Here is a 16,226-nt window from a genome sequence, read left to right as displayed (position 1 = left end):
TAACCTCCTCTTTGGCCGCCATTTCGGAATCTGCGTTGGGACCAAGGACCGTATCGAATTCCATTGGTTCGATTCTTTCTTATCCGTCCATGACAGTGGCGTCGCTCGCCATGTCTCATTTTGGCTTGGACGGGCAGAGCTGAGATGGGACCGCATCCAGCGCCTGATGTGCAAGCTCCAGACCAGTATATTGGTGACAACCAATGTGTTGCGCACGCTATGGATGTTGCAGGGCAATATGCCGCTCAGGTGCATTTTCTCGGCGTCATCGCTGGCATTTACGGTGCCGAGCAACAAAAACAAGCCGTTGAAAAAATCAAGGCTGCCGTTTCCGATCTGCTCAAGGACACTGGCAGCGTTCTGTCTAAAGCCAACAATATGGCAAACGACGCTTCGCTCGGTTGGGGTGGCGGTCTATTAGACGGTTATTTCGCTGTTGGCGAATAATTTGAGCGTCACGCCATGATCGGCGGCGACAAGATGGCCGACCAAACAGCCAAGCTACGCGCCGAAAAGCTCAACGAATCAGAAAGGGCGAAGGCCCGTGAACGTTTTAAGCGCGATTGGAACACCTTACAGGACCAGATCGTCAGTTACGCCAAAAAGACATATGAGGAGATCAAGCAGCTTTGCTGAAGCGGACAGTGGAAAATTGCACTCTGCAAATTTGGGATAGACCTCGCCTTTGCCATTCTTGAAAATGCGGTCATAGCGGCAATTGCTGCGGTAACAGCTGGCGTTGGCGCGGTTGCGGCCAGAGTTGGAATGACCGCAGTAAAGAGAGGTGAGAAGTTCGTTGTTTCGCTCCTTCGCAAGGATCGGCCTGGCAGCGTATTCGAACTTGGGAAGGTCGAAAAATCAGAGTTCAATGAGGCTGAGCGGCGTATTCTTGGGTCGGATAATCAGGGCACGACACGCCCGGATCCAGACAAGGGGCCAGCAGCGGTCCAGGATGCAGACGCTGCCAAGAAAGACAGGCAGCGGGAGAAAGGCAAAGAAAGCCTAGCCAACGGCAAAGAGGGAGAGAAGTTTTACGAAGGTAAATATGGCGGGCGGTCTCTCCAAAACGGTTCAGGCAATGGCATCGATAACGTAAAAGATGACCCCCTCACTTCCAGCGAGATCAAAACCTCTACACGCGGTGATTACCGCATGTATGGCGATGAGCTTTTGGGGGCGAAGATTTCGTTAGATCACGATTGTCACAGATGAGCGCAGGACAAGGGCCGTATAAATCTCTTAGTTTCTCAGACAGAGAATATGCCGAATCTCTTCTTGATAGAATTGATGCTGGCGAACCAGTGGCATACAAAAAATAAAGCTTAAAAAGAATGCCGATGGCACATTCACCGAGGAGGGCACAGAACCTTGGAAGCGAAATGATGCCGCCTATAAAAAGTGGCGTGAAAATAAGGAGAAAAAACGGACACGAAGAGCGGAACGCAAATCGAAAGACAAAACAATACAAGGTCCGCCCTCAACAGGCCCACCTACGCCCGTAAATAATCAAATTTCAGATCATTAATGGCTCGAAGCTATGCGGATAAATCAATGAACAGCAATATACGTCTCAAAACGGAGAAAACTCTGAAAACGGAGCGCGAGGATGTCCGTGATTGGGTTCTTGAACCATTTAACAAAAATCACTTATTTTCCAAACCGATTGAAAAGAAAATACAGCCGTTTCTGAACGATCAACAAACGCAAAAAAAACTAATACCTAGTTCTTTCCGAGATATAAGTTCTTGGTATTTGAGGCTAGCTGAAGACAAAAGCTTAAACTATACGACCTACCCCACTGAGGAACTATCGTTATCGGGCCTCTACAAATTCTGGTATTACGAAACTGCCCACGCCATTATGGAATCTGATGATCCAGCAGGCTACCGGTTTTCGATGCGTGATTTCACCACTGTCTCCACGATGCTCTCATTTGGCTGGATGAACCATGCCGATCGTCTTGCCGAAACGATGCTTGATCGCTGGGATGCGCAGGAAGACGGGAACGGAAGCATCTCATGGGAAAGCTTGCCTCAGTATTTGCCGTGGCTGTCAGTGAAGCTCTACAAGGCCTGGCGTGGGAGCGACGAGGTGTTTGACTTCGAGCCTAAAGATGAGCAACTGGAAGGGTTTCATCCGCTGTTGAAAGCTCTTTTCGATCCGAGCGCGAGCGTATTTGGCGAAGCGCTGATCGAGGCAGCCAATTTTCATGTGATGGGGATCGGAACAGACGATTACGATCCGGTGCGTGATGAGGAGTATTGGCTATTCCCGGTGGAGATTCTGGCCGCTTGCCGTATCCGCGAACAGCGTGGCTTGGATATTCCCTATGTTGAGCATCCTCTTTTCGACGCAACACCGTTGGGACGGTATCATCATCCGTTTCCGGTACCACGCGACGACATCCTTGAAAAGGTTCTGCCGCTCTACGCGAAGGTAACGGGTAAACTGGATTTGAAGGTATAACGGGTTCTAATTATAACTTTGACTCCTAGCTGAGGAGGGTCGAAATGCAGGCGCTTATTGATAGTTAGTAAAGTTGCGTCGATCACGCGCGAAACTTTCTACCGGAGCTAGCCGATGAAGCCATTTTCAGCGGATAGTTTGAGCGTGATGCCGCGATTAGACGATGACAAGTTGGTCGGTGGGATCGCCAATTGTAAACTCGACGAAAATATCGCAAGGCAGGTGGACGATTTCGCTGTAAATTCATCCGGGAAATGCACCATGACTGAGCAAGCCTACCGAGAAGCACTCAAGCTTTTGAAAGAAAACGGACTGGACCCTCTTCCGGTTAAGTGCCCGTCGTATGAGGACATTATGCGTTTGGAACAGCGCTTAAATGTGCAGCTCCCTAATTCATATCGCACGATGCTTCTTGAGCTGGGTCTTTTGCAGGTCGAGTCGATTGATATTGCTGGCATCGGTAACTCCGGATTGGAAGGTAAGAATGCGAGCAATATTGTTTTTGCGACAGAGAAAGACAGGGCAGAGGGGCTAATCTCTGGATCAATGGTCAGAATTGGAACGAGTGGTTATGGTCCGTTCTATTTCATCGACTGTGGCGAATTAGACGGTCGTGGCGAAGCGCCTGTGTGGGAGGCACCTGGGAACGGCGTGTCCCATGGAAAAGATAGAATAGCGGATAGCTTCGACGATTTTCTTTTGAGGGAAGTTCGAAACCTTATTGAGGGTCTTAATGATGAGACTGAGGGGGAATGAAGTGCCCCCCAATTTTGGTCCAGAGAGAACTAGAATTTTCCGGGGTTAAGGCTCATGTCGGCGGGGTTGCCGATCGCGCTGTGTGGCCGGAACTCGTTATAGTCTCTACGCCAATCCTCCATTATGAGCGGAGCCATACTCCAGCTTGTCGCGTAGACGGCAGAACTCAGCCTCTCGACCATTTGGCCTTTGCCCCAGACAAAACCGGTCCTGAGCCCGGCAGCTACGGTCTTGGAAAGCGTCGAGACGAAAAGGATTGGCGCGTTGGAATGCATAGCGGCCATAGGCTGTATGTCTGCCAATGGGCCATAGGCGTCATCTTCTATGATGAGCGTCCCGTTGCGGGAGGCCGCTGTCAGCAGCTCCTGCCGCCGCGACATGGGCCAGATTTTCCCTTTGGGATTGTGCAGTGTCGGTATCAGTATTGCCGCATCGACAGCCGCATCCGACAAGGCTTTCGGCAGAACGCCGTCATCGTCCATCCGCAAGTCAACGGCCTTCATCGCACGGCCTTGTGCCAGCGCCACGACGCCTGAATATGTTTGTTCCTCAATGCCGAGGCGTTTGATATCGAGGACATTGAGGATCGCTGCGAGTGCGGCCTGCCCGCCGGCTACCGGCACAACCTCTTCCGGCCGCGCCAATATTCCGCGTGTTTCCAGCCAGCGAGCACCCGCGATCCGCAGCCGGTGAATGAGCTTTTGGGACGGATATCTTCTCCAGTCTGTGTTAGATGTCCTGATGGCTTGCTCTACTGCTGCTGCAAACCCGCTGCCTTCCATGGCGACTGGAGCATTTACAGAAAGATCAAAAATTGCCGGATCATCCGCAAGGGACGCGAAAATCTCGGCAGCCCTGCTTCGACCCAGAACATAAGTGCCTTTGCCAACTTCACCATGTATCAGGTGACGGCGCGATGCTTCGCGATAGGCTTTGGTCACTGTCGAAGTGTCGAGGCCCAGCCGCCAAGCAATATCGCGATAAGGTGGCAGCCTATCACCAACTTTCAACTCGCCTGTCTCGATCGCAAGCTCGATTGCCTCCGCCAATGCGAGATAGCGCGATCCTATGGGTGATAGCGTCGGGATCCATGACATTATTGCTTGCCAAACAATGTTTGAATTGAGTCAGACAATATTGGCGATCATAGTCGGACAATCAAGTCCACGAGACCGAAAACGACCATGTTGCGAAACCCGCCAATGAAAACCAGCTCTCGATCGACGACCCTCGCGCTCGCGGCGGCTTTTGCGGCGGTGGCGATATGGGGAGCTTCAGCCGCCGCGACGGCCTTGGCTGGACGTAGCATTCCCCCGGAACTGATCGGTGGACTGTGCTCTCTTCTGGCTGGCATTATTTTACTGCCGCTCCTGCTGCGGTTTCGCGACCGCTTCCCTTCAACATGGGTAGAGCGGGTCGAACTTATTGTCGGCGGACTGTTTGGCTTCATGGCCTATCCGCTTCTGCTCAGCATGGGTGTCCTGAAGACATCGGTAACGCATGCCTCTGTCATCCTCGCCTCCGCGCCGATATTCACGGGCCTACTCAGTTTCCTGATAACTGGCCGATGGCCAAAGGTTCTCTGGTGGGGTGGCAGCGTGGTTTCCTTGTCGTGAATTATCATTCTGATGAATTCGCGCAGCCCGGCGGTAGCGCTAGGAATGTCCGCGACGCTGTTGGGAGACGGACTCGTCTTGCTTTCGGTTATGTTCGCAAGCGTCGGCTATGTGTATGGCGGGCGAAGTTCTTCGCGAATGGGTCAATGGCCGGCGACCGCGTGGTCGATCGCCTTGGGAGCATTGGCCTTCGCGCCATTCACAATCCCCGAGGTAATCGGTTTCGACTGGTCCGCATCCCCTACCCTTGAGCTATCCGCACTGGCTTTTTTGGTGCTGTTCGTCACGATCGTCGGCTATGCGCTATGGTTCTACGCCTTGGGTGAAGCCGGTGCAGCGGCTATTGCTCCAATTCAATTTTTGCAGCCGATCGTTGGCATCCTGATCGCCGTTTCCTTTTTGGGCGAGGCATTTTCTCTTAGTATCCTAATCTCTGGAGTGCTCATCATATTTGGCGTCTGGTTGACGCGGCGGGCATGACGGACGTCCGGGGTCTCGATGGTCAGTGACGGAAAACAGATGATTTCCGCATAGGGCGATCGCTGTGCAAAATCGGTGACACGAGCTGACGCTTTTTTGCGCGACGAACCCTGTCGGAATGTGGCGCTGTGCGACAACACCTGATTTGAGGTTTGTCGCACATGTTGATCGGTTACATGCGGGTATCGAGTAGTGACGAGCGCCAGTCGGTTGCCTTGCAGCGGGATGCCTTGCTCACGGCCGGGGTCGATGAGCGCCACCTCCATCAGGATCGCGCTTCCGGAGCGCGTGATGATCGGCCGGGCCTGAAGGCCTGCCTCGGCGAATTGCGCGAAGGTGATGTCCTTGTCGTCTGGAAGATAGATCGGTTAGGTCGGTCGCTCTTCCACTTGATCCGTATCGTCGAGGATTTGAAGAACCGTGGTGTCGCCTTTCGCTCTCCGACGGAGGTGATCGACACTACCAATTCACGCGGCGCGTTTCTGTTCAATCTTTTCGGCTCCCTTGCTGAATATGAAAGGGTGCTGATCACGGAGCGGGTCAACGCTTGATTAGCCGCCGCTCGCCGAAGCGGACGTAAGGGTGGGAGATCTCCGACGATCGATGCGGAGAAGGTCGAGCAGGTTCTGGCTGCCTTGGAAGCTGGTGCCAGCAAAGCATCCGTCTGCCGGACGTTCAAGGTGGCGCGCTCGACGTTGATCGACACTTTAAAGCGGACAGGATGGACAGGTCCCGCCAAGATCGGCACGCCCGAACTGGCGGTTTGACGGTAACTGCGGTCGATGGAGTTCCTCGATGAACAATCCCGCGCCGCTCTGTTCGAACCACCCGAAGCTCACGAAGATGCCTAGGCGCGTATGCCCTGGGTTCCGAGGATATTGCCTTCGCGAAGGAACATCGCCGTTCGCATAATCGGCTTGGGTTCGCGCTCCAGCTTGCACTGGTGCGCGATCTGGGCTGTCTGCTGCGGCCAGGCCAAGTTCTACCTCAAGCGATTGTCTAGGTTGTCGCCGATCAGCTTGGCGTCGATCCTGCGGTGTTCGCGTTGTATGCCCAGCGCGAGGAAACGCGCCGTGAGCACGCGCGCGCGATCGTCTCTGCACTGGAGCTTCAACCTGTCCGGACGAGCGATTATCATGAACTGATTACGGCGGCGGCACGCGAGGCGGCGGCCCCTGAACAAGGTGCGCCGATCGCCAAGGCTGTGATCGAAGCCCTAAAGGAACGAAAGCTGGTCGTTCCTATGCCGGAGCTGCTAATCCGCTGATCGCTGGGACAATGTCTCCCAACGTGCACTTGATCCGAAGGCGATCAATGACATTCTCAAACAACGAGTCGCTATGGCAGGGCTCGATCCCGGAGAATTTTCCTCGCATGGCTCGCGATCCGGATATCTTACGGAAGCCGCCAATCGCGGCGTTCCACTGCCAGAGGCGATGGAGCAATCTCGGCATCGATCCGTGCAGCAAGCGTCCAGTTATTATAACAGTGCAACGAGACGAAGCGGAAAAGCTGCAAGGCTTCTGCCGTGACGAAAACCTTGGGTTTTGGTCTATGCACCGATGATCGAGAAGCGGTTGCGTCAGTTTCGGCGACCACATTGCGGCTCGGTGCGTATCGATGAGACCTACGTAAAGATCCGCGGCAAATGGCGCTACCTTTACCGAGCCATCGACAAGTGCGGAAATCCAGTCGACTTCCTTCTGACGGCAAAGCGTGACATCGCCGCCGCCAAGCGGTTTTTCCACACGATGCTGAAGGACGAGCCGTTGTTGTCGCCGAATAAGATCGGCACGGATGGTGCCAATACCTTTCCATTGACGATCAAAACGTCGGTTGACTAGGGGCTTCTCCATCCTAACCCTGTGCATTGCGTGACCAAACATCTCCAAGAAGGTATCGAAAGCGACCACTTCCAGCTGAAGAAGAGCATGCCGAAGATCGGTGGCTTCCAGTCATTCAACACTGTGCTGCGAACCATCGCTGGTTTCGAGGCGATGCTGTGGTTGAGGAAGGGCTTCGGTTTTTCCGGACCGTCAACGACCAGAACGATCTGCTTGCGCGCCTGTTCCGACTGCAAAAGGTTAACAAAGTATAAAATACATACCGGTTAAGGGATAATCGCGGCCACGAAAATCTTTGCCGCAAGCCCCGATTTCCCCTGCCATTCTTTTAGGCATTCGGCTGTCCTGCATATAATTTAGTTGACAGAAGGCTCGCGGTGGTCAACATTCGAACCAATTCGAAATTGGTTAAGATAATGGTTCAGACTACAGTACCTCCCGACAATGCCAATTACGCACTGGAGAAGCTTCGAGAACTTCTTCGCTCGGGCGGCGTCGCCCCCGATGGAAAACTGCCGACTGAGCGTAGCCTTTCTGAACAATTGGGGATTGGGCGACGCGCCATTCGCCGTGCCTTGGAAGTGCTTGAGGCCGAGGGAGAAATCTGGCGCCGACAGGGCGCTGGCACGTTTATTGGTTCGCGCCCGGGCGAATGGTCCGGAAGTGTCGATGCCATTGTCGCCGGCACCGATTTCATGGAGATCATGGAAGTCAGGCTACGGATTGAACCGCAGCTGGCCCAGCTCGCCGCACTGCGCGCCAAACCGGCGGAATTGGCTCGTATGCGGGATCTTGCCCGCAAGATTATGGAAAGCGACGATGCGGATGCACGCGAGCTTTGGGATGGTGCGCTTCATCGTCAGATTGCGCAGAGCGCGCGTAACCAGCTGTTTCTTGCCATTTTCGACATGATCAACCACGTCCGCCAGGACGAAGCCTGGCAGAACATCCGCGAGCGCGCGCGAAGCAGCGGGTCAGTGGGCATCACCTATGCGCAGCACGAAGGAATCATTGAGGCGATTGCGGCGCGCGATCCGGCCAAGGCGGGTGAGGCCATGCGCCAACATTTGTTGATGCTGCAGGAGCGGCTGGTCCGCGCCACCTCCATGGACCAAGACGCAATTGGCCTTGAGGCTCTGCCCGAGGTGGGCTGACAGATGATCCGGTTTCAACCGGACGACATGCAAGCTGGCGGAAAACAAGCTGGCACGAAAGAAGTAAAATTGACCTGTTCGATCAGAGGAGAACGATCATGAACCGAATTTTGAGCTGGACCACGGCTCTGGCCTTTGGTGCCCTCACAGCCTTTCAGGCGGGTGCCGTCGATCTGCGCATCGGCCTGCAGGACGATGCCGATGTGCTCGATCCCGCCCAGTCACGTACCTTCGTCGGCCGTATCGTTTACACCGCCATGTGCGACAAGCTGGTGGATGTCTCGCCGGACCTGAAGATCATCCCGCAACTGGCGACCGAATGGGCCTGGTCGGACGGCGGCAAGGTTCTGACGATGAAGCTGCGTCCGAACGTGAAGTTTCAGGACGGTACCACCATGGACGCCGAAGCCGTCGTCGCCACCATTCAGCGCAATCTGACACTACCGGAATCCCGCCGCAAGAGTGAGCTTGCCTCCGTCGACAAGGTCGAGGCGACGGGTCCGCTGGAGGTGAAGTTCACGCTGAAGAAGCCGGACGTGACGCTGCTGGCGCAGCTTTCCGACCGCGCCGGCATGATCGTGTCGCCCAAGGCCGCCAAGGAATTGGGAGTAAACTTTGGTTCAAAGCCGGTTTGCGCCGGGCCCTTCAAGTTCGTGGAACGTGTGCAGCAGGATCGCATCGTGCTCGAAAAGTTTCAAGATTACTGGAATAAGGACCAGATCTTCATCGACAAGGTGACCTATCTGCCGATCCCCGATAGCACCGTGCGTCTTGCAAATCTGCAGTCCGGTGATCTCGACTTCATCGAGCGCGTTGCGCCGACCGATGCCCCGGCCATCAAGTCCAACCCCAAGCTAACCTATGCGGATGTTGTCAACATCGGCAACCTGTCGATCTATGTGAATGTCGGAAATGGCCCGAAGGCCGACAACCCAATCGGCAAGGACAAGCGCCTGCGTCAGGCCTTTTCCTTGGCCATCGACCGCGAAGCGCTGATGCAGATCGTTTTCGAAGGGACGGCCGTTGCGGGCAACCAACCATTCCCGCCGAGCAGCCCCTGGTATGACAAGGCTATTCCCGTTCCGGCCCGGGATGTTGAAAAGGCCAAAGCATTGATTAAGGCTGCCGGCTTCGATCGTGTCCCGGTCGAGATACAGATCCCGAACAGCCCGGTTGTGCAGCAGACCATGCAGATCATCCAGTCCATGGCGGCCGAAGCTGGTTTCGATGTGACGCTGAAGTCCACAGAATTCGCGACGTTGCTCGATGAGCAGACCCGTGGCAATTACCAGATGAGCCGTTCCGACTGGTCTGGCCGCGTCGATCCGGATGGTAACATCCACCAGTTCCTCACCTGCAAGGGCGGCCTGAACGACACGAAGTATTGCAACCCGGAGGTCGACAAGCTGCTGAACGATGCGCGTGCCTCGACGGACGACGCCGTGCGCAAGCAGAAATATGACGCGGCAGCCGTCATCCTGAACGACGATATGCCGATGATCTTCCTCGGCCATCAGTCCTGGATCTGGGCGATGAAGAAGGGCGTCACGGGGTTTGTCGCAAACCCCGATGGCATGATCCGTCTGCAAGGCGTCAAGAAGCAGGGCTGATACCAGCCTCGCCGCGGGCACCCAAAGTGCCCGCGGCTCTCTCTGCTTGCATGAGGATGTGGAATGCCTGTCTATATCGGAAAACGTCTGCTGGTCGCGATCCCGACCCTGCTGATCATCTCGATCTTTGTCTTTTCGCTGCAGAAGCTTCTGCCGGGCGATCCGGTGCTTGCCATGGCAGGTGAGGAGCGTGATCCCGCTGTGCTCGAACTGCTGCGCGAAAAATATCACCTGAACGACCCTATTCCGCTGCAATATGTGCGGTGGCTGGGCGGTGTCATCACCGGAGACCTCGGCATTTCGCTGCGCACCAATCAGCCGGTGACGCAACTGATCGCCGAGAAGCTGCCGGTCACGATCCAGCTTGCCGTCATGGCAATGCTCTTCGCCTTCGTGATCGGCATTCCGGCGGGCATCATCGCCGCCGTAAAGAAGAATACCGTGATTGACTATATCGCCAGCATTCTGGCCCTGTCCGGTCTCTCCGTCCCGAATTTCTGGCTGGGGATCATGCTGATCCTGCTGGTGTCGGTCAAACTCGGCTGGCTGCCGGCATCCGGCTACGAATCCATCTTTGTTGATCCTGTCCGGTCGCTCCAGACCATGGTGATGCCGGCCTTCGTTCTCGGCAATGCATTGGCAGCGACATTGATGCGCCATACCCGCTCGGCCATGCTGGGTGTGCTGTCAGCTGATTACATCCGCACCGCCCGCGCCAAGGGTCTCTCGCCGAAGGACATCGTGCTCTCACACAGCTTCCGCAATGCGCTGCTGCCGGTCGTGACTTTGAGTGCGCTGCTGTTTGGTGAATTGCTGGCCGGTGCCGTGCTGACGGAACAGATTTTTACCATTCCCGGCTTTGGCAAGCTCATCGTGGATGCCGTCTTCAACCGCGATTACGCGGTAGTGCAGGGCGTGGTGATGTGCACGGCTCTGGGCTTCATCCTGATGAATCTGATTGCCGACATTCTCTATGTCCTGCTCAATCCGCGTCTGAGGGCAAGCCTATGACCGCGATCGAACAAACATCTCCGATCATTGCCGAAAAGCGCGAGAGCAATCGCGCCTGGCGCAAGCTGAAGGCCAGCCGCAGTGCGACTGCAGGGCTTTTCATCATTGGCTTCTTCGTCATTCTTGCGGTTTGCGCGCCGATCCTGCCGATCCCGGATCCCGTCGCGACCAGCTGGTCCGCCATCCGCAAGGCACCATCCGCGGCGCATTGGTTTGGCACCGATGAGCTCGGTCGAGATATTCTTTCGCGCATGATCTGGGGGGCGCAGGCCTCGCTGATGGCTGGCATCTTCTCGGTGACTCTGGCCGTCGTCATCGGCGTGCCCTTCGGTCTCCTCGCGGGCTATTTCGGCGGCTGGGTCGATCTGGTGATCTCGCGTGTCACGGAGGCCCTGCTCGCCATGCCATTCCTGATCATGGCGATTGCGCTGGCCGCCTTTCTCGGCCCCAGTCTCACCAACGCGATGATCTCCATTGGTCTCAGTGCCATGCCGATCTTCGTGCGGCTGACGCGAGGACAGGTGCTGGCCGTGAAGCAGGAGGATTTTGTCGAAGGCGCGCGATCTGTCGGCCTGGGGCATGTCGACATCATGTGGCGCTACATCCTGCCCAATGTCACCGCTCCGATCATCGTGCAGGCGACCCTGACGGTTGCGACTGCGATCATCGCGGAGGCAAGCCTCTCCTTCCTGGGACTCGGCCAGCAGCCACCGGCGGCAAGCTGGGGGTCGATGCTGAATGTCGCGAAGAATTTCCTGAGCCAGGCACCATGGATGGCGATGTGGCCGGGTGCTGCAATTTTCCTCGTCGTTATCGGATTCAATCTGCTGGGGGACGGCCTGCGCGATGCGCTGGACCCCCGCGAGCAATGATTTTCAAAGGCAAGAACCATGACTGAGTTCACCACACGTCCTGAAATCCTCGGCACCTTCGGCGTCGTTACGTCCACCCATTGGATCGCGTCTGCCGTCGGCATGAGCATTCTGGAAAAGGGCGGCAATGCGTTTGATGCCGCAGTCGCCACCGGCTTCGTGCTGCAGATCGTCGAGCCGCATCTCTGCGGTCCGGGCGGCGACATGCCGGCCGTCATCTATTCCGTCAAGAAGGACAAGGTGGAGGTCATCTGTGCGCAGGGGCCGGCCCCCGCAGGTGCCACCATCGAACACTACACGTCCGAAGGCCTGAAGCTCATTCCAGGCGATGGCCTTCTGGCCACCGTCATTCCGGGCGCTTTCGATGGCTGGATGCTGATGCTCCGCGAATACGGCACCATGTCGGTGCGTGAGGTTCTGGAGCCAGCCATCTATTACGCGGAAAATGGCCATCCCATGCTTCCCCGCGTCTCCACCACGATCAAGGGTCTGAAGGATTTCTTCCAAAAGGAATGGCCGACCTCATTTGATACCTGGTTGCCTGGCGGTGCTGTTCCGGAGCCGCATTCGAATTTCCGCAATCCGGTTTTGGCTGAAACCTGGAAGCGCATCATCGCGGAAGCGGAAGCAAAATCCGGTCGGGACGAGCAGATTCAGGCGGCGCGCGATGCCTTCTATCGCGGCTTCGTCGCCGAAGCGATCCAGAACTATCTGGACACGGCAGAAGTGATGGATGCCAGCGGAACCAGGCACAAGGCCGTGCTGACCGCTGATGATATGGCCAACTGGCAGGCAACGATCGAAGCGCCACAGACCTATGATTATCATGATTGGACCGTTGCCAAGACGCCAGGCTGGGGCCAGGGACCAGTGCTGCTGCAGTCGCTGGCGCTGTTGAAGGGCTTTGATCTCACGGCGATGGACCCGGCTGGACCGGATTTTGTCCACCATGTTGTCGAGGCCATGAAACTCGCCTTCGCCGACCGCGAGGTCTATTACGGCGATCCGGAATTCGGCCAGATCCCGACCGGCCAGCTTCTGACCGACGCCTATAATGATGAACGCCGGAAACTGATTGGGGCGGAAGCATCGTTCGAGCTCCGTCCCGGTGTTCTGCCCGGTTATGAGCACCAGCGTGATCAGACCATGGCCATGCTGGCGGAGTTTTCTGGCAAGGGTGCCGTCTATGAGCCGACCATGGCGCATCTCTCGGAGAAGAAAGGCGACACCGTCCATATCGACGTGATCGATCGTTGGGGCAATATGGTTTCCACCACGCCGTCCGGTGGTTGGCTTCAGTCCTCCCCGGTCGTTCCGGGCCTTGGTTTTCCGCTCAATTCTCGCGCCCAGATGTTCTGGCTCAAGCCGGGGCTTCCCACCTCGCTGGAGCCGGGAAAACGTCCGCGCACGACGCTCACCCCTTCGCTTGCGCTTTACCAGGGCAGACCGACGCTTGCCTTCGGTACGCCGGGCGGTGATCAGCAGGACCAGTGGCAACTGCCCTTTTTCCTGCGCTATGCCCACCATGGGAAGAACCTGCAGGCGGCGATCGACATGCCGCTGTTTCACACCACGCATTTCCCCGGCTCCTTCTATCCGCGCACATCGGAGCCTGGTCACATCATGGTGGAAGCCGGTTTCGGCGAAACCACGATCGCCGAACTGCGCCGCCGAGGTCACAAGGTCACGGTTGCGGAAAACTGGAGTGTCGGTCGCCTGACCGCCGCCCGTCGTGATGCCGATGGTCTGCTGCGTGCGGCTGCTACGCCGCGCCTGATGCAAGCCTATGCCGTAGGACGCTGAGCCATGACCTGGTCGATTGTTGCCCGTGATCCTCAAACCGGCCATCTGGCCATCGCCGTTGCCAGCCGCTTCTTTGCAGTCGGCTGCGCCGTTCCCCATATCCGGGGTCGGGTCGGTGCCGTTGCCACGCAAGCCTTCGTCAGCCCGCTCTATGGCACTGATGGCCTTGCCATGCTGGGCGAGGGAAAATCGCCGGAAGAGATCATCACTGCCGTGACATCACGAGACGATGGTTGCCAGCAGCGGCAGATGCATCTTATCGACGCCCAAGGGCGAAACGCCGCCTTTACCGGCTCGAAATGTGTGGATTGGGCAGGGCATCTGGTGGATGACAATGTGTCCGTTGCCGGCAACATGCTGGTCGGGCCGCAGGTCATCGAGAAAACCCTGAAGGCTTACAAGGACCTTGCGAAGGCACCTTTTGCCGAACGTCTGCTCGGCGCGATGGAGGCAGGCGAGGCGGCCGGCGGCGATAAGCGCGGCAAGCAGTCTGCGGCGCTGGTGATCTATCGCGACCAGGATTATCCCTGGCTGCGCATCCATGCGGATGATCACGGTGATCCGCTCACCGAACTCTGGCGGCTCTATCAAGTCGCTCAGGAACGCTATCTGCATGTGGCCGAGACCATGCCGACGCGGGACGATCCCCATGGCATGATCGATCGAAGTGAAATCGACCGAAAGATTGCAGAACTTGAAGCCGAGCGAATTGCTGCCGGCCGAGCGTCCGCCTCTTATGCAACAGCTTGGGTGCCCCATGAGTAGTCCAGTTCTCTCCGTCAGGAACCTCACCACCTCCTTCCGGGTCGACGGACAATGGAAATCTGTCGTCCGGGATATCGCCTTTGATGTCGGTGCTGGCGAGACGGTGGCGATCGTCGGCGAATCCGGATCGGGGAAAAGCGTCACCTCGCTCTCGATCATGCGCCTGCTGGCTGCCAATTCCAGTCGGATTGAAGGGCAGATTTTCCTCAACGGCCGCGATCTTGCGACCCTCTCCGAGAAGGAGATGCGTTCGGTTCGCGGCAACGAGATGGCGATGATCTTTCAGGAGCCGATGACGTCGCTCAATCCGATCTTCACCATCGGTCGCCAGATCTCCGAGGTGCTGACGCGCCACAAGGGTATGCGTGCCAAAGAAGCACGCGACGAGACGATACGCCTGCTGGAAAAAGTACGCATCCCGAACGCCAGAGGTCGCTTCGACGAATATCCGCACCAGTTCTCCGGCGGCATGCGACAACGTGTGATGATCGCCATGGCGTTGGCCTCCAAGCCGAAGCTTCTGATTGCCGACGAACCGACCACGGCACTGGATGTGACGATCCAGGGACAGATCCTCGATCTGATCAAGGTTCTGCAGGAAGAGGAAGGCATGTCGGTTCTCTTCATCACCCACGATATGGGTGTTGTCGCGGAAATTTCTGACCGAACCATCGTCATGTTCAGAGGCGAAGCGGTCGAAACCGGCCAGACAGACGACATCTTCCATCGCGGCCAACACCCTTACACGCGCGCGCTTTTGTCAGCGGTGCCGAAGCTGGGCTCCATGGAAGGCCGCAAGCTGCCGTTGCGCTTTCCGAGCGTCGACGTGAAGACCGGGATTTCCACCGAACCCTCTGAGGAAAAAGATACGGTTGCCAAGAAAGGCCCGATCCTCGAAGTGAAGAACCTCGTGACGCGTTTTGCCATCCGTTCAGGCCTCTTCAGCCGCCAGGCGGGTGCGATCCATGCGGTGGAAAATGTCTCCTTCGATTTACGCGAAGGTGAGACACTGTCGCTGGTTGGAGAATCCGGCTGCGGCAAGTCCACCACCGGCCGCTCCATCATGCGGCTGATCGAGCCGACGGCCGGACAGATTCAGCTGGAAGGATACAATGTCCGCGACCTGCGAGGGCCGGATCTTCGGCGGATGCGCAAGAGCATCCAGATGATCTTCCAGGATCCCTTCTCCAGCCTCAACCCGCGCATGACGGTTGGGGCAGCGGTGGCGGAGCCCTTCATCAAGCACCAGATGGGGTCGAAGCGTCAGGCGCAGGAAAAGGCGGCGGATCTTCTGGAGCGTGTCGGTCTCTCCAGCGCCATGATGAACCGCTACCCGCACGAATTCTCGGGTGGCCAGCGTCAGCGTATCGCCATCGCTCGCGCCCTGTCTCTCGATCCCAAGGTAATCGTGGCGGACGAAAGCGTTTCGGCGCTCGATGTCTCCATCAAGGCGCAGGTATGCAATCTGCTGCTCGACCTTCAGGAAAGCCTCAACCTCGCTTTCCTGTTCATCAGTCATGACATGGCAGTGGTCGAGCGCGTAAGCCATCGCGTTGCAGTCATGTATCTGGGCGAGATCGTCGAGATTGGTCCGCGCGCCTCTGTTTTTGAAAACCCGCAGCATCCATACACGAAGAAGCTGATAGCGGCGGTTCCGGTGCCCGATCCGGCCCGGCGCGGTATCCGACGTGGCATCTCCAACGACGAGCTGAAAAGCCCGGTGAGGCCGAACGGCTATCAGCCACCGGTGCGGCAATATCGGGAAGTCTCGCCGGGACATCTCGTGCAGGTCGCCTAGCCCGCTTCATATTTATTGGCCGATCCACTTACCTGTGCCGCCGGTCTTTTC

General features: G+C 56.9%; 15 protein-coding genes and 6 pseudogenes. 19 read left to right on the top strand and 2 right to left on the bottom strand.

Annotated features, from left to right (window positions below; translation table 11 throughout):
• Positions 1-144: 144 nt before the first annotated feature.
• The 5 genes from BJF95_RS10805 (at position 145) to BJF95_RS10790 (ending at position 3,222) form a co-directional block, all read left to right on the top strand.
• A complete protein-coding gene (locus BJF95_RS10805) occupies positions 145-447 on the top strand; it encodes a hypothetical protein (protein WP_075639482.1) in 303 nt (100 codons plus the stop codon).
• Positions 448-462: 15 nt separating this feature from the next.
• Complete coding sequence (locus tag BJF95_RS24045; protein ID WP_175577239.1) at positions 463-636, top strand: hypothetical protein; 174 nt, start codon at positions 463-465, stop codon at positions 634-636.
• 129 nt (positions 637-765) lie between these two features.
• The gene (locus BJF95_RS10800; RefSeq protein ID WP_075639481.1) at positions 766-1,212 is read left to right on the top strand and encodes a hypothetical protein; all 447 of its coding nucleotides are present in this window, start codon (positions 766-768) and stop codon (positions 1,210-1,212) included.
• Positions 1,213-1,551: 339 nt separating this feature from the next.
• Positions 1,552-2,466 carry a hypothetical protein gene (locus BJF95_RS10795; RefSeq protein WP_075639480.1) on the top strand — a complete coding sequence of 305 codons (915 nt, stop codon included), beginning with the start codon at positions 1,552-1,554 and terminating at the stop codon, positions 2,464-2,466.
• Between the two features lie 114 nt (positions 2,467-2,580).
• Positions 2,581-3,222, top strand: a complete 642-nt coding sequence (locus BJF95_RS10790; protein WP_083638783.1) for an SMI1/KNR4 family protein — start codon at positions 2,581-2,583, stop codon at positions 3,220-3,222.
• A gap of 29 nt (positions 3,223-3,251) precedes the next feature.
• Here the strand turns inward: BJF95_RS10790 and BJF95_RS24385 are convergent.
• Both BJF95_RS24385 and BJF95_RS10785 read right to left on the bottom strand, forming a co-directional pair.
• Positions 3,252-3,344, bottom strand: a pseudogene (locus tag BJF95_RS24385) (integrase core domain-containing protein); the annotation flags it as partial.
• 54 nt (positions 3,345-3,398) lie between these two features.
• Positions 3,399-4,319 (bottom strand): annotated as a pseudogene (locus BJF95_RS10785) (aminotransferase-like domain-containing protein); the annotation flags it as partial.
• 105 nt (positions 4,320-4,424) lie between these two features.
• Here BJF95_RS10785 and BJF95_RS10780 point away from each other — a divergent pair.
• The 14 genes and pseudogenes from BJF95_RS10780 to BJF95_RS10715 all read left to right on the top strand — a co-directional run bounded on the left by BJF95_RS10780 (position 4,425) and on the right by BJF95_RS10715 (position 16,175).
• Positions 4,425-4,838, top strand: coding sequence for a DMT family transporter (locus BJF95_RS10780; protein ID WP_075639477.1), 414 nt, complete (start codon positions 4,425-4,427; stop codon positions 4,836-4,838).
• Positions 4,839-4,883: 45 nt separating this feature from the next.
• A complete protein-coding gene (locus BJF95_RS10775; RefSeq protein ID WP_075639476.1) occupies positions 4,884-5,318 on the top strand; it encodes a DMT family transporter in 435 nt (144 codons plus the stop codon).
• Positions 5,319-5,479: 161 nt separating this feature from the next.
• Positions 5,480-5,869, top strand: a complete 390-nt coding sequence (locus BJF95_RS24645) for a recombinase family protein (RefSeq protein WP_245297292.1) — start codon at positions 5,480-5,482, stop codon at positions 5,867-5,869.
• A 45-nt stretch (positions 5,870-5,914) separates the two neighbouring features.
• A pseudogene (locus tag BJF95_RS24640) lies at positions 5,915-6,085 on the top strand (hypothetical protein); the annotation flags it as partial.
• Positions 6,086-6,120: 35 nt separating this feature from the next.
• Positions 6,121-6,585, top strand: a pseudogene (locus BJF95_RS24375) (DUF4158 domain-containing protein).
• Positions 6,584-6,850, top strand: a pseudogene (locus tag BJF95_RS10755) (tyrosine-type recombinase/integrase); the annotation flags it as partial. The pseudogenes BJF95_RS24375 and BJF95_RS10755, both read left to right, overlap by 2 nt.
• A 9-nt stretch (positions 6,851-6,859) precedes the next feature.
• A pseudogene (locus BJF95_RS10750) lies at positions 6,860-7,416 on the top strand (IS6 family transposase); the annotation flags it as partial.
• A gap of 162 nt (positions 7,417-7,578) precedes the next feature.
• Positions 7,579-8,316, top strand: a complete 738-nt coding sequence (locus tag BJF95_RS10745; RefSeq protein ID WP_075639474.1) for a FadR/GntR family transcriptional regulator — start codon at positions 7,579-7,581, stop codon at positions 8,314-8,316.
• A gap of 98 nt (positions 8,317-8,414) precedes the next feature.
• Positions 8,415-9,926 (top strand): ABC transporter substrate-binding protein, encoded by a 1,512-nt coding sequence (locus BJF95_RS10740; RefSeq protein ID WP_075639473.1) that lies wholly within the window; start codon positions 8,415-8,417, stop codon positions 9,924-9,926.
• Positions 9,927-9,989: 63 nt separating this feature from the next.
• The gene (locus BJF95_RS10735; RefSeq protein ID WP_075639472.1) at positions 9,990-10,937 is read left to right on the top strand and encodes an ABC transporter permease; all 948 of its coding nucleotides are present in this window, start codon (positions 9,990-9,992) and stop codon (positions 10,935-10,937) included.
• Entirely contained in the window at positions 10,934-11,809 is an 876-nt protein-coding gene (locus tag BJF95_RS10730; RefSeq protein ID WP_075639471.1) for an ABC transporter permease, read from the top strand. Before BJF95_RS10735 ends, BJF95_RS10730 begins: the two co-directional genes overlap by 4 nt.
• A gap of 18 nt (positions 11,810-11,827) precedes the next feature.
• Complete coding sequence (locus tag BJF95_RS10725) at positions 11,828-13,612, top strand: gamma-glutamyltransferase family protein (RefSeq protein WP_075639470.1); 1,785 nt, start codon at positions 11,828-11,830, stop codon at positions 13,610-13,612.
• A gap of 3 nt (positions 13,613-13,615) precedes the next feature.
• Positions 13,616-14,377 (top strand): DUF1028 domain-containing protein, encoded by a 762-nt coding sequence (locus tag BJF95_RS10720; protein WP_075639469.1) that lies wholly within the window; start codon positions 13,616-13,618, stop codon positions 14,375-14,377.
• A complete protein-coding gene (locus tag BJF95_RS10715; RefSeq protein ID WP_075639468.1) occupies positions 14,370-16,175 on the top strand; it encodes an ABC transporter ATP-binding protein in 1,806 nt (601 codons plus the stop codon). Before BJF95_RS10720 ends, BJF95_RS10715 begins: the two co-directional genes overlap by 8 nt.
• Positions 16,176-16,226: the final 51 nt, after the last annotated feature.

The organism is Rhizobium oryziradicis, from assembly GCF_001939045.1.
In the GTDB taxonomy this organism is placed as follows: Bacteria; Pseudomonadota; Alphaproteobacteria; order Rhizobiales; family Rhizobiaceae; genus Allorhizobium; species Allorhizobium oryziradicis.
The sequence above is the reverse complement of the archived record's forward strand: the minus strand, read 5'-3'. Positions and strand labels throughout refer to the sequence as shown.

Coding starts and splice junctions, on each gene's coding strand:
- BJF95_RS10800 (WP_075639481.1), top strand. CDS start 766: ATGACCGCAGTAAAGAGAGGTGAGAAGTTCGTTGTTTCGCTCCTTCGC.
- BJF95_RS10725 (WP_075639470.1), top strand. CDS start 11,828: ATGACTGAGTTCACCACACGTCCTGAAATCCTCGGCACCTTCGGCGTC.
- BJF95_RS10735 (WP_075639472.1), top strand. CDS start 9,990: ATGCCTGTCTATATCGGAAAACGTCTGCTGGTCGCGATCCCGACCCTG.
- BJF95_RS10745 (WP_075639474.1), top strand. CDS start 7,579: ATGGTTCAGACTACAGTACCTCCCGACAATGCCAATTACGCACTGGAG.
- BJF95_RS10775 (WP_075639476.1), top strand. CDS start 4,884: ATGTCCGCGACGCTGTTGGGAGACGGACTCGTCTTGCTTTCGGTTATG.
- BJF95_RS10730 (WP_075639471.1), top strand. CDS start 10,934: ATGACCGCGATCGAACAAACATCTCCGATCATTGCCGAAAAGCGCGAG.
- BJF95_RS24645 (WP_245297292.1), top strand. CDS start 5,480: ATGTTGATCGGTTACATGCGGGTATCGAGTAGTGACGAGCGCCAGTCG.
- BJF95_RS10740 (WP_075639473.1), top strand. CDS start 8,415: ATGAACCGAATTTTGAGCTGGACCACGGCTCTGGCCTTTGGTGCCCTC.
- BJF95_RS10715 (WP_075639468.1), top strand. CDS start 14,370: ATGAGTAGTCCAGTTCTCTCCGTCAGGAACCTCACCACCTCCTTCCGG.
- BJF95_RS10720 (WP_075639469.1), top strand. CDS start 13,616: ATGACCTGGTCGATTGTTGCCCGTGATCCTCAAACCGGCCATCTGGCC.
- BJF95_RS10795 (WP_075639480.1), top strand. CDS start 1,552: ATGAACAGCAATATACGTCTCAAAACGGAGAAAACTCTGAAAACGGAG.
- BJF95_RS10790 (WP_083638783.1), top strand. CDS start 2,581: ATGAAGCCATTTTCAGCGGATAGTTTGAGCGTGATGCCGCGATTAGAC.
- BJF95_RS10780 (WP_075639477.1), top strand. CDS start 4,425: ATGAAAACCAGCTCTCGATCGACGACCCTCGCGCTCGCGGCGGCTTTT.
- BJF95_RS24045 (WP_175577239.1), top strand. CDS start 463: ATGATCGGCGGCGACAAGATGGCCGACCAAACAGCCAAGCTACGCGCC.
- BJF95_RS10805 (WP_075639482.1), top strand. CDS start 145: ATGGGACCGCATCCAGCGCCTGATGTGCAAGCTCCAGACCAGTATATT.